General features: G+C 48.8%; 12 protein-coding genes and 2 tRNA genes. 7 read left to right on the top strand and 7 right to left on the bottom strand.

Annotated elements, in window-relative coordinates:
• Positions 1-33 precede the first annotated feature (33 nt).
• Together BLW37_RS07140 and BLW37_RS07135 are read right to left on the bottom strand one after the other, a co-directional pair.
• Positions 34-110 (bottom strand) — tRNA-Asn (locus BLW37_RS07140).
• A 15-nt stretch (positions 111-125) separates the two neighbouring features.
• Positions 126-202, bottom strand: a tRNA-Asn gene (locus BLW37_RS07135).
• Positions 203-678: 476 nt separating this feature from the next.
• Here BLW37_RS07135 and BLW37_RS07130 point away from each other — a divergent pair.
• From BLW37_RS07130 to BLW37_RS07120, 3 genes are all read left to right on the top strand, one after another.
• On the top strand, positions 679-2,049 hold the full coding sequence (locus BLW37_RS07130) for an MATE family efflux transporter (protein WP_091342013.1): 1,371 nt from the start codon (positions 679-681) through the stop codon (positions 2,047-2,049).
• Positions 2,046-4,034, top strand: a complete 1,989-nt coding sequence (gene uvrB, locus BLW37_RS07125) for an excinuclease ABC subunit UvrB (RefSeq protein ID WP_425426608.1) — start codon at positions 2,046-2,048, stop codon at positions 4,032-4,034. Before BLW37_RS07130 ends, uvrB begins: the two co-directional genes overlap by 4 nt.
• 112 nt (positions 4,035-4,146) lie before the next feature.
• A complete protein-coding gene (locus tag BLW37_RS07120) occupies positions 4,147-4,932 on the top strand; it encodes a putative porin (RefSeq protein WP_091341397.1) in 786 nt (261 codons plus the stop codon).
• Here the strand turns inward: BLW37_RS07120 and BLW37_RS07115 are convergent.
• Entirely contained in the window at positions 4,916-6,469 is a 1,554-nt protein-coding gene (locus tag BLW37_RS07115; protein ID WP_091341395.1) for a diguanylate cyclase, read from the bottom strand. The two genes, BLW37_RS07120 and BLW37_RS07115, sit on opposite strands and share 17 nt — an antisense overlap.
• Positions 6,470-6,513: 44 nt before the next feature.
• A complete protein-coding gene (locus BLW37_RS07110; RefSeq protein ID WP_091341393.1) occupies positions 6,514-7,128 on the bottom strand; it encodes a thymidine kinase in 615 nt (204 codons plus the stop codon).
• A 147-nt stretch (positions 7,129-7,275) separates the two neighbouring features.
• Between BLW37_RS07110 and BLW37_RS07105 the strand changes: the two genes are divergently transcribed.
• Complete coding sequence (locus tag BLW37_RS07105) at positions 7,276-7,695, top strand: MAPEG family protein (RefSeq protein ID WP_091341392.1); 420 nt, start codon at positions 7,276-7,278, stop codon at positions 7,693-7,695.
• 34 nt (positions 7,696-7,729) lie between these two features.
• Positions 7,730-8,119: a DUF2750 domain-containing protein gene (locus tag BLW37_RS07100; RefSeq protein ID WP_245785647.1), complete on the top strand. Its 390-nt coding sequence runs from the start codon at positions 7,730-7,732 to the stop codon at positions 8,117-8,119.
• 48 nt (positions 8,120-8,167) lie between these two features.
• Here the strand turns inward: BLW37_RS07100 and BLW37_RS07095 are convergent, their stop codons facing one another.
• The 3 genes from BLW37_RS07095 to tsaA all read right to left on the bottom strand — a co-directional run bounded on the left by BLW37_RS07095 (position 8,168) and on the right by tsaA (position 11,710).
• Positions 8,168-9,898, bottom strand: a complete 1,731-nt coding sequence (locus BLW37_RS07095) for a proline--tRNA ligase (RefSeq protein ID WP_091341390.1) — start codon at positions 9,896-9,898, stop codon at positions 8,168-8,170.
• 77 nt (positions 9,899-9,975) lie between these two features.
• Positions 9,976-11,028 carry a Kelch repeat-containing protein gene (locus BLW37_RS07090; RefSeq protein WP_091341389.1) on the bottom strand — a complete coding sequence of 351 codons (1,053 nt, stop codon included), beginning with the start codon at positions 11,026-11,028 and terminating at the stop codon, positions 9,976-9,978.
• Positions 10,988-11,710, bottom strand: a complete 723-nt coding sequence (gene tsaA / locus BLW37_RS07085) for a tRNA (N6-threonylcarbamoyladenosine(37)-N6)-methyltransferase TrmO (RefSeq protein WP_091341387.1) — start codon at positions 11,708-11,710, stop codon at positions 10,988-10,990. The genes BLW37_RS07090 and tsaA overlap by 41 nt, the downstream gene beginning before the upstream one ends.
• 187 nt (positions 11,711-11,897) lie before the next feature.
• Between tsaA and purU the strand changes: the two genes are divergently transcribed.
• Positions 11,898-12,734 carry a formyltetrahydrofolate deformylase gene (purU, locus tag BLW37_RS07080; RefSeq protein WP_091341385.1) on the top strand — a complete coding sequence of 279 codons (837 nt, stop codon included), beginning with the start codon at positions 11,898-11,900 and terminating at the stop codon, positions 12,732-12,734.
• Between the two features lie 75 nt (positions 12,735-12,809).
• Positions 12,810-13,334: an H-NS family histone-like protein gene (locus tag BLW37_RS07075; protein WP_091341384.1), complete on the top strand. Its 525-nt coding sequence runs from the start codon at positions 12,810-12,812 to the stop codon at positions 13,332-13,334.
• Positions 13,335-13,347 lie beyond the last annotated feature (13 nt).

Genomic DNA, 13,347 nt, shown 5'->3' with positions numbered 1-13,347 from the left:
TATACCGAATTTCCAGCGAGATTTAGAAGCTTGTGGCTCCCCAGGTTGGGCTCGAACCAACGACCTACGGATTAACAGTCCGCCGCTCTAACCAACTGAGCTACTGAGGAATCGTGTGTTGCTGTTGGCTCCCCAGGTTGGGCTCGAACCAACGACCTACGGATTAACAGTCCGCCGCTCTAACCAACTGAGCTACTGAGGAACAGCAAACAACGGCCGCAATACTAATGCCAGTCCGGAATACTGTCAACAGGAAAGCCGGTGCATTTTTTGATTTTCGAACTGCTTGGACACAGAATCGTCAATCCTTGATTACCATTTCATAAGGGTAGGTAAAACTGCTGATGTTTTAACCGGACAAACCACTTACCCACAGAAGCTGTGGATAAGTCTGTTAATTACACGGTGATGCCTTGAGCAATCATAGACAATATAAGGGGTAGAGCTTGGTCAATAGGATTGCGATAAAAAATAATCTTATTAACTATCAGTGACTTACATAATTGCGATTGTTGGGTTGATATGGGGCCTTGGCTGGGTATGGATTGTTCAGCTCAATGAGCAAATGTGGACTAAATTGACATTTACCCCTTGTTTTGCTGGTTTTTGGTAACTGACGTGGTATCGGATGCGGCTTTTCATTACAATAGCGCCTTCCGATTGCAACGGGTTGCAGGTATGTCTGTCCCTGATAAACGCTCTTTATTGCACAATGACATTGGGTCTACCTTGTATCGTATGACCGTGCCAATGTTAATTGGCATGTTTACCTTAATGAGCTTTAACTTGGTAGATACCTTTTTTATCAGTCTACTGGGCACCAAAGAGTTGGCTGCCGTGAGCTTTACCTTCCCAATAACCTTTACCTTTATCAGTTTGGCTATTGGCCTTGGTATTGGTACTTCAGCCGTGATTGCGAAAGCGCTTGGTAGTGGCAATCCGCAAGAGGCCAGGGCTGATGCTTTAGCTTCGCTCTGGTTAGCGGCTTATCTGATGGTGGCGCTCACCTTTATTGGCTGGTTGGCGCACGACAGCTTGTTTCGCCTGCTCGGTGCCGGTGATGACATTGTGCCGCTTATTCGGCAGTACATGTTGATTTGGCTCGGTGGTGCAGTATTTTTGATGATCCCCATGATTGGAAATAGTGTATTGAGAGCGGCCGGAGATACCCGGCTACCAGCCTATATTATGGCTGCCGGTGGGGTCATTAATGCGGTGTTGGATCCTTTATTAATTTTCGGTCTTGGGCCTTTCCCTGCGCTTGGTATGCAGGGAGCTGCTATTGCCAGTGTTGTTTCCTGGGTGTGTGGTAGCCTGGTGGTCTTGCTGGTATTACATCAGCGTCGTTTAATTGACCGAGGGTGGCAGATATGGCGAAAAGCACTGCCGATTTATCGCAAAATTCTGCGTATTGGTTTTCCGGCGGCTGGCGCCAATATGTTAACCCCGCTGGCTATGGCGGTTCTGACAGCCATTATTGCAAGTCATGGTGCAGAAGCGGTCGCTGCCTTTGGTGTTGGTATTCGCCTGGAGAGTATGGCTTGTCTTGTGGTGTTGGCGCTATCCACAACGTTACCACCTTTCATAAGTCAAAACTTTGGTGCGGGTTATCTGCCCCGGGTACAAGCTGCCTATAAGCAGAGCATCCGCTTTATTTTGGTGTGGCAACTGGTTGTTTATGGTCTGTTGGCTTTACTAGCCCCCTGGATAGCCCGGATATTTTCTGCAGATGCCGAAGTGCAGCGCCTTATAGAGCTGTTCTTGTGGATCTTACCCGTAGGCTATGGTTTGCAAGGACTGATTATTCTAACCAACTCATCGCTAAATGCTTTGCATTTACCATTGCAAGCACTTGGCCTTAGTATGTGCCGCCTGTTTGTTTTCTATGTACCTTTTGCCTGGCTGGGTGGCCAACTGGCCGGTATACAGGGACTTTTTATTGGCTGCGTAGTGGCCAATCTGTGCATGGCATTGCTCAGTTATTTTTGGTTTCAACGTGCCTTGCAGCGTATGGAGTTAACTGAGGCTTCACAAGGAGTGGCATCATGAAAGCGTTTCGACTGGTCTCCGATTATCAGCCGGCAGGCGATCAACCGGAGGCTATCGCCAAGCTGGTGGACGGGCTGGAATCGGGGTTGGCACATCAAACCTTACTCGGTGTTACAGGCTCGGGCAAAACCTTTACCATGGCAAACATCATTCAGCAGGTAAGCCGTCCGACGCTGATTATGGCCCATAATAAAACCCTCGCTGCGCAATTGTATGGTGAGATGAAAGCCTTCTTCCCGGACAACGCGGTTGAATACTTTGTCTCTTACTACGATTATTATCAGCCAGAAGCCTATGTGCCATCCACCGATACCTTTATTGAAAAAGATGCGTCCATCAACGAGCATATTGAGCAAATGCGCCTCTCTGCCACCAAGGCACTGATGGAGCGGCGCGATGTGGTGATTATTGCCTCGGTTTCTGCCATTTATGGTTTAGGTGACCCGGAATCGTATATGAAGATGCTGCTGCATCTTCGTCAGGGTGATACGCTGGACCAGCGTTTTATACTCCGGCGTTTGGCAGAGCTGCAGTACCAGCGCAATGATCTGGCTTTTGAACGAGCCAGTTACCGGGTTCGTGGCGATGTCATTGATATTTTCCCGGCTGAGTCAGATAGTTTTGCCGTTCGGGTGGAGTTGTTCGATGAAGAAGTGGAACGTATTAGCTTGTTCGATCCTCTGACCGGCAGCATTGAAAAAGTGGTTTCACGTTACACCATCTATCCAAAGACCCATTATGTTACTCCGCGTGAAAAAATACTCGCCGCCGTTGAAAACATCAAAGGTGAGTTGCAGCATCGCAAGCAGCAGTTGCTGGCGGATAACAAATTGGTGGAAGAGCAGCGCCTGACCCAGCGAACTCAGTTTGATATAGAAATGATGGTTGAGCTTGGTTATTGCTCTGGCATTGAAAACTACTCTCGCTACTTATCTGGCAGAATGCCAGGTGAGCCACCGCCAACGCTGTTGGATTATTTTCCGGCCGACGGTCTGATGTTTATTGATGAATCGCACGTCACTATTTCGCAGATTGGCGCCATGTACAAGGGCGATCGTTCGCGCAAAGAAAATCTTGTCAATTATGGCTTCCGGTTGCCGTCTGCACTGGATAACCGGCCCTTGAAGTTTGAAGAGTTTGAAAGCATTGCGCCCCAGCGGATCTATGTATCGGCTACCACCGCCAAGTACGAGTTGGAAAAATCCGACGGTGAAGTGGTGGAGCAGGTGGTGCGGCCGACCGGACTGATTGATCCGGAGATTGAAATCCGTCCGGTTGCCACCCAGGTGGATGATCTGTTATCGGAAGCCTACCTGAAGGCGAAGCGAAATGAGCGGGTGTTGGTGACTACCCTGACCAAAAAGATGGCAGAAGATTTGACCGATTATCTGCAGGAGCACCAGGTGAAAGTGCGTTACCTGCATTCGGATATTGATACGGTGGAGCGGGTTGAGATCATCCGGGATCTACGTTTAGGTGTGTTTGATGTGCTGGTAGGTATTAACCTGCTCAGAGAAGGGTTGGATATTCCTGAGGTCTCGCTGGTCGCCATTCTGGATGCTGATAAAGAAGGCTTTTTGCGCTCTGATCGCTCTTTAATTCAAACCATTGGACGTGCTGCCCGTAACCTGCATGGTAAAGCTATTTTGTACGCCGACTCCATTACCGGTTCCATGCAGCGGGCTATGGACGAAACCGAGCGTCGGCGAAATAAGCAAATTGCGTTTAATGAAGCCCATGGTATCACGCCAAAAGGCCTGAATAAGAAAATCGCTGATGTGATGGATCTGGCACAGCAGCCATCTGACCAGAAAATGGTTGCTGAGCAGGCTGCTGCCTACCAGCATGACCGTAATGCACTGGCTGATGAGATGAAAGCGTTAGAAAGCCAAATGCGGCTGCATGCAGAAAATCTCGAGTTTGAGCAAGCCGCGGCATGCCGTGACCGTTTGCAACTGCTGCAGCGACAGTTGCTGCAAGACTAAGCAATCAATGGCTCAGAACACCTTGGTGGTGGCAATGTTCAGTTTTCATTAAGTTTCAGAGCGCTAGCATGCCGCCAATCGTTTTACTTAGTAGCATTAAGGATAAAAAATTATGAAGCGTACTCTGCTCGCCTCTTTACTGTCGGTGATTTCTGTTTCCGGCATGGCAGCCAATTATCAGCATGAATCGACCGTTCATTATAACTGGGGCGATCTGGCTCAGGCTGATCTGCAGCGCTTTGATTTGTCGCACCGCTTTTATCTTACGCCGGTGCAGGGCAATGTAGCGGCTCCATTTGCAGAAGCAGCATTCCTTGGTCGTAACAGCAGTGTGTTTGGCGATTATGTGCGTGGCACCTTAAAAGAGGATGGTTTAAAAGAAAGTTTTTCTGCTTGGCGTCTTGGTGGCGAATACATGGACAGCAGCCATAACTTTTATGCTGGTTTAGAGTTCGAAAGTATCAATCGCTCCAGCACTGTGTCGGCATTGACTCAACTAGGCTACTTTTTTGACTCAGATTGGCTGGTGACTTTTGATATCGAGCATACCCGCCCGGATGGTGCCGGTACCCGCACCGAGTTCGGTTTTAGTACGAAGAAATTGATGCGTCTTCCAACCGGTGATCACCTGAATATCGAAGCCAGCTACCGTGACTTGCGTAGCACCAGTCGAAATGCCTATCGCTTTGGTGGTGATTATTATTTCGGCAAGGAATTGTCGGTTGGGTTGTTTTATGACTGGACGTCAAAAAACATGATCAGCACTGAGCGGGACTCCTTCACGGTGCGTGGCCAATGGTTCCCAATGCCGAGCCTGGCCGTACGAGCTTCTGTCAGTTTCGATAGCTTTGAAACCGGTGAAGACGTGTATACCTTAGGCGCTAGTTATCGTTTTTGATTGCTGATACCTGCCGGCTGTTTTCGGCCGGCAGGATCACTTCAGCCTGATTCCGGCCTTGTGCTTTTGCCCGGTACAAGGCGGTATCGGCTTCATTGATCAGCTCACTGCTGCTGGTGTGTTTGTCGGGCTCGGTCAGGCTGGCACCCAAGCTGATGGTTAGCTGATTGGTTGGAGCCTTAGAATGTGCAATGGCCAACTGCTCGATACGGCTTCGCAGCTTTTCCAGCAGTAAGCACAGTTCGGCTTTGGAGCAGCCGGGGACGATAATTGCAAACTCTTCACCACCATAGCGAGCCACCAGCTCACCTTGGCGTTTGACGGTCTGCAACAGTTGCTGCGCCACTTGCTTTAGTGCGTCATCACCAGCCAGATGACCATAACTGTCGTTGTAACTTTTGAAGTAATCAATATCCACCATAATAAGGCCAAGGGGGAGATGCAAACGCGCACAGCGATTCAGTTCTTGTTGCAAGACCAGGTCGAAGTGGCGACGATTGGCAATGCCGGTAAGGCCATCACGGCTGGCAAGCTCCTGCAATTCGCGATTGGCGCGCAACAGCTCTTGCTGCATCTGTTTTAATGACAAGCGGTAATTCACATTTTGGATGGTATTGCCAATCATGTTGCCAACCAATTTAAGGCGGCGTATATCTGAGTTGGTCCAGGCACGTTTGCGTGCCACCATATCACAGCCGACAAAACCGATCAGCTGGCCTTGACTGTACATGGCTGAACAAAGAATAGACTGTATGTCTTCTTTTCTGAACTCTTGTTTTTCCAGGGCCGCAGCTGCAGGTAGCTGTTCAATATCGGAAGCCGCAAAAACATGCTCTGTTTGAAGGACTTGCCAGATATAGGGTTGTGATGCCTCAGGCATGTTTTGCAGATGATCTTTGTGCGATGATATGCCAGCCCGGACCCATTCATGGGTATTACTCATCAGGGTCATGTCGTCATGAAACAAAAACACATAACTGCGATCGGCATGGCAGAACTCTCCTAAGGCGGTTAAGGCATCATCAATATGCGTATCAAGATCTTCAGGCTGCACATTAATCAGCTCTGCGGAGATTAATGAAATCAACTTGTCAAAAGCGAGTGCCTCTTCCAGTTCACTGACTTCATGTGTACTGCTCTGCCTGGCCGCCGCAATATCATGCGGTTGCTCAGGTTTTAAAACAATGAGTACCGATTTGCTCAGGGTAAAACTTAGCTGAATCAGCCTCGATTCCAGTTGTACTCTGAATTGATTCTGGTTAAGATAAACAACCTGGTGCAGTGAAGAGCCACCTAGCGCTAGCAACAGTGGATTTTGAACGAGGCCAAGCACTTCGTTGCTATCCGGCTCGGTCAGCTCAATATGGCGAATATCGCTTAAGCTCAACACCTGCTGGCTTGGTTCTAGCCCAAGAAGTTGAAGTGCCTGTTGATTGGCAAATATCTCAGGCTTGGCGGTATCTTTTAACAAGACCGCAATGGGAAGCGCATCGATAATGGCCCAAAAGTGCGGCGTATCTTTTCGTTTTGCTGGCATGCACAGCCTCGTTACCCTGAGGCGCTACGCGCCTACTAGAACAGCTAGCTTAGCGTAGCTTTGGCAGTATGACAAAGCGTTTCCTCGGGCGGGGACGACCAAACCAATTCTTTGAAATGCAGCCGGCACATCGATACATAACGCTCGTTGCCGCCAATTTGAATTTGATCGCCATGCCGGCTTGGCTTGCCATCAGCATCCAGCCGCACCACAAAGTTGGCTTTGCGGCCACAATGACAAACAGTTTTCAGCTCGACCAGCTTATCGGCCCAGGCCAATAAAGCTTCGCTACCGGCAAAGGTAGCCCCAGTAAAGTCCGTACGCAGACCATAAGCCAGCACGGGAATATTCAGTGCATCCACGACATCGGTTAGCTGCCGCACCTGAGCCTGGCTGAGAAACTGTGCTTCATCAATCAACACACAATCAACAGACTGTGTTTTTAACTCGTTGTAAAAATGGAAATCTGAGTCGAACAACGTAGCAGGCATGGATAAACCAATGCGTGAGCTGATCACACCTTCACCGAAACGGTTGTCGATGGCCGCGGTAAACAGGGCGACTTGCATACCGCGCTCGCGGTAATTGTAAGCGCTCTGCAGCAAGGAAGTAGATTTACCAGCATTCATTGCGGAGTAATAGAAATAAAGTTGAGCCATAAGTGCTCCGATGCATAAATGATGCGAGTATATCAGAGCATGCTATGAATTTGACTGCTTTGTTCAACCTTGCTTAGCCAGTGCTGGTATCCGTTAGCCGGATGCTATAAGCTGAGCAAAAATTCAGGCTGAGTGAGTAATGACGTGATGGATAAATGGTTGCTATTGACGGTCTTTGGTCAGGTGTTGCTAACCAGTGTGGTGCTGGTGTTGATGGGACGTCGACGTTTCGCTGCTGCGCGCCGTGGGGAGTTGACGATGGATGCTTTTCAGTTGATGCAACTGGATAAAGCAAGTGCAAAGGTGATTGCCACTGGCCGCAATTTTGACAATCAATTTCAAATGCCCATGCTGTACTTGTTTTCAGTTGTGTTTATTTTACAGCAGGGGCTGGCTGATACGGCTTTTGTTTTGATGGGGGCCTTTTATCTGTTGCTGCGGGTCTGCCATGCTGTGATCCACACCGGCAGTAACCGCTTGCGCTGGCGTTTTCGCACCTTCATATACAGTTGTGCTGTACTTTGGGTGATTTGGCTGCGTTTGTTGTGGTTGGTTTTTTTCGGATAAATCAGGCCGGACAGCTCCGGTAAAAGTGAGGGAAATGATGGAATATCAGTTAAATCAAGACGAATTGAATAAGTTGGTTCAGTTAACTCCGGAGCAGCGGTACGAGTACTTTGTGCATGCAGCAGCAGATCTGGATGCCATTTGGATCCTGGTGGATGATGAAGGTTTCGTGCTGGTGAGTGCAGAAGATGAGCGTTGCATTCCAGTTTGGCCTCATGCGGAGCTGGCTGAGCTTTGGATTGATGGCGAGTGGAGCGAGTGTCAGGCTCAATCCATTCCATTAGCCACCTGGTTGGAAAAGTGGACATCTGGTTTGCAGGGCGATGAGTTGGCGATAGCCGTGTTTCCAGATGCTGAAGGTCCTGGAGTGGTGGTTAATCCGCTTGAGTTGGAAGAAGCCTTGCAGGCTGAACTGAGCGATTGAAAGATGGATCCGCTTCAGGGCTTGGCCCTGAAGCGGATAAGAAACCACTTAAATTGTCTGGATCTTGGCCTGCATCTCGGCCACAACAGCATCCAGAGTAAGTAAGGATTTTTCGCCAGTACGGCGGTGCTTGTACTCCACCTGTTGCTGGTCCAGGTTACGCTCACCAATCACAATCTGATGCGGAATACCGATCAGTTCCATATCGGCAAACATCACGCCAGGCCGCTCTTTGCGATCATCAAATAGCACTTCAAAACCAGCTGCGGTCAGTTGTTCATACAACTGTTCAACCGCTTGCTGAATGCGGACGGACTTGTGCATATTCATTGGGATCAGAGCGATTTGGAAGGGAGCAATGGCATCTGGCCAGATGATGCCATGTTCGTCATGGTTTTGCTCAATGGCCGCAGCCAGGATGCGTGAAACCCCAATGCCGTAGCAGCCCATGGTCAGGATCTGGTTTTTGCCATCCTCATTCAACACGCCGGCTTTCATTGCCTGAGAGTATTTATCCCCAAGCTGGAAGATGTGTCCAACCTCAATGCCACGGCGGATTTCCAGGCAGCCCTTACCGCAAGGGCTGGCATCCCCACTCACCACATTGCGTAAATCAGCTGTGTCAAAGTCCGGAATATCCCGCAGCCAGTTCACTCCGGTCAAATGAAATCCCGTTTCGTTTGCACCACAAATAAAATCGGCCAGTTGAGCAGCGCTGTGGTCGGCAATCACTGGAATAGCAAGACCAACCGGACCCACGGAGCCGGGCTGGGCACCGGTCAGTTTCAAGACTTCAGCTTCGCTGGCAAATGTTAGAGGCTGAGCAAGGAGCGGGTGTTTTTCTGCTTTTACTTCATTTAGCTGATGATCACCACGTAAGACCAGAGCTACGAAAGCAGGGCCGGTTGCATCTGCATCCTGCCGTGCATGGACAAACAAGGTTTTGGCAATCTGAGCTGGCGCTACCGCAAGCAAAGTGGCTACTTCATCCACACTGACGGCATTTGGCGTGCTGACTTTGGTCAGTGACTGAGTCGGTTCAGGTCGATTGCTCTGTGGGGGCAGTGCTGCCGCCATTTCAACATTGGCTGCATAATCACTCTCGGTTGAAAAAGCGATGGCATCTTCACCTGAGCTTGCCAGCACATGAAATTCGTGCGAAACACTGCCACCAATAGCACCACTGTCTGCCAGCACAGCTCGAAAATCCAAGCCCAAACGGGTAAAAATGTTGGTGTAAGCCTGGTACATGGCATCGTAGGTTTTTTGCAGGCAATCCTGCGACAGATGGAAGGAGTAGGCATCTTTCATCAGAAACTCACGCGCCCGCATCACGCCAAAACGCGGCCGCCGCTCATCGCGGAACTTGGTCTGGATTTGGTACAAATTTAATGGCAGTTGTTTGTAGCTGGTGACTTCACGGCGAATCAGATCGGTAATGACTTCTTCGTGGGTTGGCCCAAGCACAAAGTCACGCTGATGGCGGTCCTGAAAACGCAGCAACTCTGCATCCATCTGCTCCCAACGGCCGCTTTCCTGCCAGAGCTCAGCATTTTGTACCATTGGCATCAAAACTTCGATGGCACCAGCTTTATCAAGCTCTTCACGAACTATGCGTTCAACTTTGCGTAAAGTGCGCACGCCGGTTGGCAGGTAGGTGTATAAACCGGATGCCAGCCGGCGAACCAGACCAGCACGCAGCATCAGCTTGTGGCTGATCACTTCAGCATCGGCTGGGTTTTCTTTCATGGTGGAGAGTAAATACTGGCTACTGCGCATTGTCGACCCTGTCTGCAGTTTATAAAATTGCCGTATTCTAGCAAGGGCATGACGGCAACGCCATGCCCAATCATCAGCTATTTTACCCGCTCAATGCGGTGCTGAATGACTTGAGGCGTCACCTGCTGATCGGCCAGCATGCCACCGATAGAGTAGATGGTGTTATTCACTTTCACTAGCCCCTGTAAGTCCATCACTGGTGTGGTTGGCTTTGCAGCAAGCCAAGCTTGTTTCGCCGGAGAGTACAGCCAGACATTGGCTTCCGGTTGAGCTTTCATCCCTTGTTCACTGATGCCGTCAAAGTGGTAAAAGGTCTTGCTGCCGCCCATGAAAACCGCAACCGCTTCACCTTCCACAGTGCTTTCGATGGCAGCCATCCGAAATCGAGCTTGGCCAGTTGGGTGAGGGATAGGTTGCCATTCAATGCGCAGTGCATTGCGTGCATTGATTTTGCCTTGATAGCAGGCAGGTTCGGTGGCTTTAACCCGTTGGCCACTTTGATAATCCAGACTGACGCCATCGCAAAAAACGATATGGTCATTGACGATGGTGCCGGCGAGACCATAGCTGGCTTTGCCTGGCATAGGAGTTGCCTGACTCCACTGCTGGGTAAAGTTATCAAAAACCTGTACCAGATTAACCGCACCATCATCACTCCAGCCACCCACCAAATAGACGTAACGATCTTGATAGGTCAGCGCCAGGGTATCGTCCACTGGCACCGGAATAGGATTGACTCTGGTGTAGCGCTGGGTGACTGGGTTAAAGCGGTAGCTTTCAACCGAGGTATTGCGATTACCCTGACGATCAACGCTGTAGCCACCAAATACAAAAAAATTATTATTTAGTGCTACTGCACTGGCTGCAACCCGGCCGGTTAAACGCGTCTGGCTGGGAACCTCCGGCATGCTGCTCCAGCCAAACTCACCAACGGTATGCACCCATACTTTGTTGTGCATGTCCTGACTGCTTTTGCCCTGACCCATGCCCATCATGCTGATCACGTAGGTTTTGCCGCGCACCGTTGCACTGGCAACAGCATTGTTGCTGACTGGCTCGGGTAATGGCGGTAGTGCCAGCACGCTGCCACTAACCAGCAAGCTCACCAAGGGGAGTGATCGCATAGACATAATGGTTTTCTCCTGTCACTTTCCATTGAATATTTAAGTTATAGAGTGTCATACCATAGCTCTGTTCGCCAGTGTGTTTCTTCTTATAAGGCGGCCTTGGATCTTGTTTCAACACCTTTTCGATCAAAGTTTTAAGTTCAGGCCAACGGCTCTGACGTTGACAAAACTGCTCTGCTTCAGCAGAGAAACTCACCGTCATTGCGGTTTCGGGCGCGGTGTCGGCAAAGCTGGCGCTGGCATGAGGGATAGCATCTGAGTAGGGCAGATAAGGCTTAATATCCAGAATGGGCGTACCATCCAATAAATCAATACCTGCTAAATCCAGTTGCCACTGCTTATTGACGCAGCGCACCCCTTCCAATTGTACGACAGAAAGCCCAATTGGATTAGGACGAAAGGTCGCGCGCGTGGCAAACACGCCTTTACGGGTATTTCCGCCAAGGCGCGGAGGGCGCACCATAGGAGACCAGCCCTTGTCCGCGGTTTCATGGAAAACAAACATCAGCCAGAGATGGCTGAACTCTTCAATGCCACGGATAAAAGGCTCGGCATTGTAGGCTTCAGCGAAAATTAACTGCGCTTTGGCTTCGGGGACTAAGCCAGGCTGACGTGGGATGGCAAATTTTTGTTTGTAAGGAGAGCGAATAGTGCCAATCACATTAAATGCAAATTGCTGCTGCATAGTTCTGCTGGAGTTCTGTTCTAAAGCAATGACATAGTATGCCAGCTGTGGCGGTAAAACACCAAGCTGGTAGGGATCTTATTATTCTTGCTTATGAATGCTCTGGCTATCTAAATGTCTTTATTTCTGGATGGGTGCAAAGTACTATAAATCATCGAACCAGATAAAAAACAGTGAGAGCTGCCCAATGGAGCGTAAGATTTTACGGACCGAATGTCCGGACTCGAAAGGATTAATTGCCCAAATTACCGGCATTTGTTTTCAGCATCAGCTAAATATTATTCGCAATACCGAATACGTTGATCCTGTATCTGGCCAGTTTTACATGCGGACTGAGCTGGAAGGACAGTTTGATGATGCCAGACTCCTATCCGATTTGGACCGCATATTACCTGAAGGCAGTGAGCGTAGTTTACGTTCCACCACCAAACGCAAACGAGTGGTTATCCTGGTCACGAAGGAATCGCACTGCCTCGGAGATATCCTGATGAAGGTATTCGATGGCAGCCTGCAGCTGGATATAGTCGCTGTGCTTGGGAACTATAATGAATTGGCTGGTTTGTCGGAGCGTTTCTCCATTCCGTTTCATCATATTTGTCATCAACAGTTAAGTCGTGCAGCGCATGAGCAGGCGATGCTGGAGCTGATTGAGCGTTATGCTCCGGATTATCTGGTGCTGGCAAAGTTTATGCGGATTTTAACACCGGGTTTTGTGGGTCGCTTCCCTGAACGTATTATTAATATTCACCATAGTTTTTTGCCTGCATTTATTGGAGCTAAACCCTACCAGCAAGCCTTTGAACGTGGTGTTAAAATCATCGGAGCGACCGCGCACTTTGTCAATAATGAGCTGGATGAAGGTCCCATTATTGAACAAATGGTCAGTCGGGTTGATCACAATTACAGTGCTCAGGATATGGCAAAAGCCGGTCGAGATGTTGAAAAAGCAGCTCTATCCAGAGCATTGCAGTTACTACAAGAAGACCGGGTTTTTGTACACGGCAATAAAACGGTGCTGCTTTAAAGGTTTCTGGAAATATAATTGAGAACTATGTTAGTATGCTTGCATTCACTGCAACAATATTATTGAGGTCATACGATGTCTTTATTATTAAATAAAAAAGATTTAAAAAAAGCCGCCGAAGAGTTATCGGTTATTAAATTACAAGATGTTATCCGCCAACTAAACGATGTGCTCGAGGAGCGTCAGCGTGAGGCTGAAACCATTGAAGAATTGAAGGCTTTAGCCAAGCAAAAAGGTTTTTCATTACAGCAGTTAGGGTTTCAGGTGCAGCATGAGCTGGTCAGCTCGGAGGTGCCGGGTGAATCAGCAGAAAAAAGACCTGTTAAACCTAAGCTGAAAACAATCAATAAAGATAAACAGTACTTTTATGTTGATGGTGGAAAACTTCAATTATTAAAAACTCATACCATGAAGCAAGGGTTGCGGGATCGTGGTATTGATATTCTTTCTTATAGTGATGTGAGTAAAAAACATCAGAAAGAAGTGCAAGCTTTGTTGGCAGAAGCTGAAAAACAAGCGATTGCAAACTTTAATGCAAAAGTGAAAATCTGGAACTTGTGGGCCGAAGCGAATGGTGGTGAACAGTTAAGTGCTAAGTAATCTTAGGTTCTAA

It is taken from the genome of Alkalimonas amylolytica (assembly GCF_900107845.1).
Taxonomy (GTDB): Bacteria; Pseudomonadota; Gammaproteobacteria; order Enterobacterales; family Alteromonadaceae; genus Alkalimonas; species Alkalimonas amylolytica.
Note: the sequence above shows the minus strand (reverse complement) of the source record. Positions and strands in the feature narration are given on the sequence as shown.

Bases quoted from the DNA above. Each gene is read 5' to 3' on its own strand.
- BLW37_RS07130 (WP_091342013.1), top strand. From the start codon at position 679: ATGTCTGTCCCTGATAAACGCTCTTTATTGCACAATGACATTGGGTCT.
- uvrB (WP_425426608.1), top strand. From the start codon at position 2,046: ATGAAAGCGTTTCGACTGGTCTCCGATTATCAGCCGGCAGGCGATCAA.
- BLW37_RS07120 (WP_091341397.1), top strand. From the start codon at position 4,147: ATGAAGCGTACTCTGCTCGCCTCTTTACTGTCGGTGATTTCTGTTTCC.
- BLW37_RS07115 (WP_091341395.1), bottom strand. From the start codon at position 6,469: ATGCCAGCAAAACGAAAAGATACGCCGCACTTTTGGGCCATTATCGAT.
- BLW37_RS07110 (WP_091341393.1), bottom strand. From the start codon at position 7,128: ATGGCTCAACTTTATTTCTATTACTCCGCAATGAATGCTGGTAAATCT.
- BLW37_RS07105 (WP_091341392.1), top strand. From the start codon at position 7,276: ATGGATAAATGGTTGCTATTGACGGTCTTTGGTCAGGTGTTGCTAACC.
- BLW37_RS07100 (WP_245785647.1), top strand. From the start codon at position 7,730: ATGATGGAATATCAGTTAAATCAAGACGAATTGAATAAGTTGGTTCAG.
- BLW37_RS07095 (WP_091341390.1), bottom strand. From the start codon at position 9,898: ATGCGCAGTAGCCAGTATTTACTCTCCACCATGAAAGAAAACCCAGCC.
- BLW37_RS07090 (WP_091341389.1), bottom strand. From the start codon at position 11,028: ATGTCTATGCGATCACTCCCCTTGGTGAGCTTGCTGGTTAGTGGCAGC.
- tsaA (WP_091341387.1), bottom strand. From the start codon at position 11,710: ATGCAGCAGCAATTTGCATTTAATGTGATTGGCACTATTCGCTCTCCT.
- purU (WP_091341385.1), top strand. From the start codon at position 11,898: ATGGAGCGTAAGATTTTACGGACCGAATGTCCGGACTCGAAAGGATTA.
- BLW37_RS07075 (WP_091341384.1), top strand. From the start codon at position 12,810: ATGTCTTTATTATTAAATAAAAAAGATTTAAAAAAAGCCGCCGAAGAG.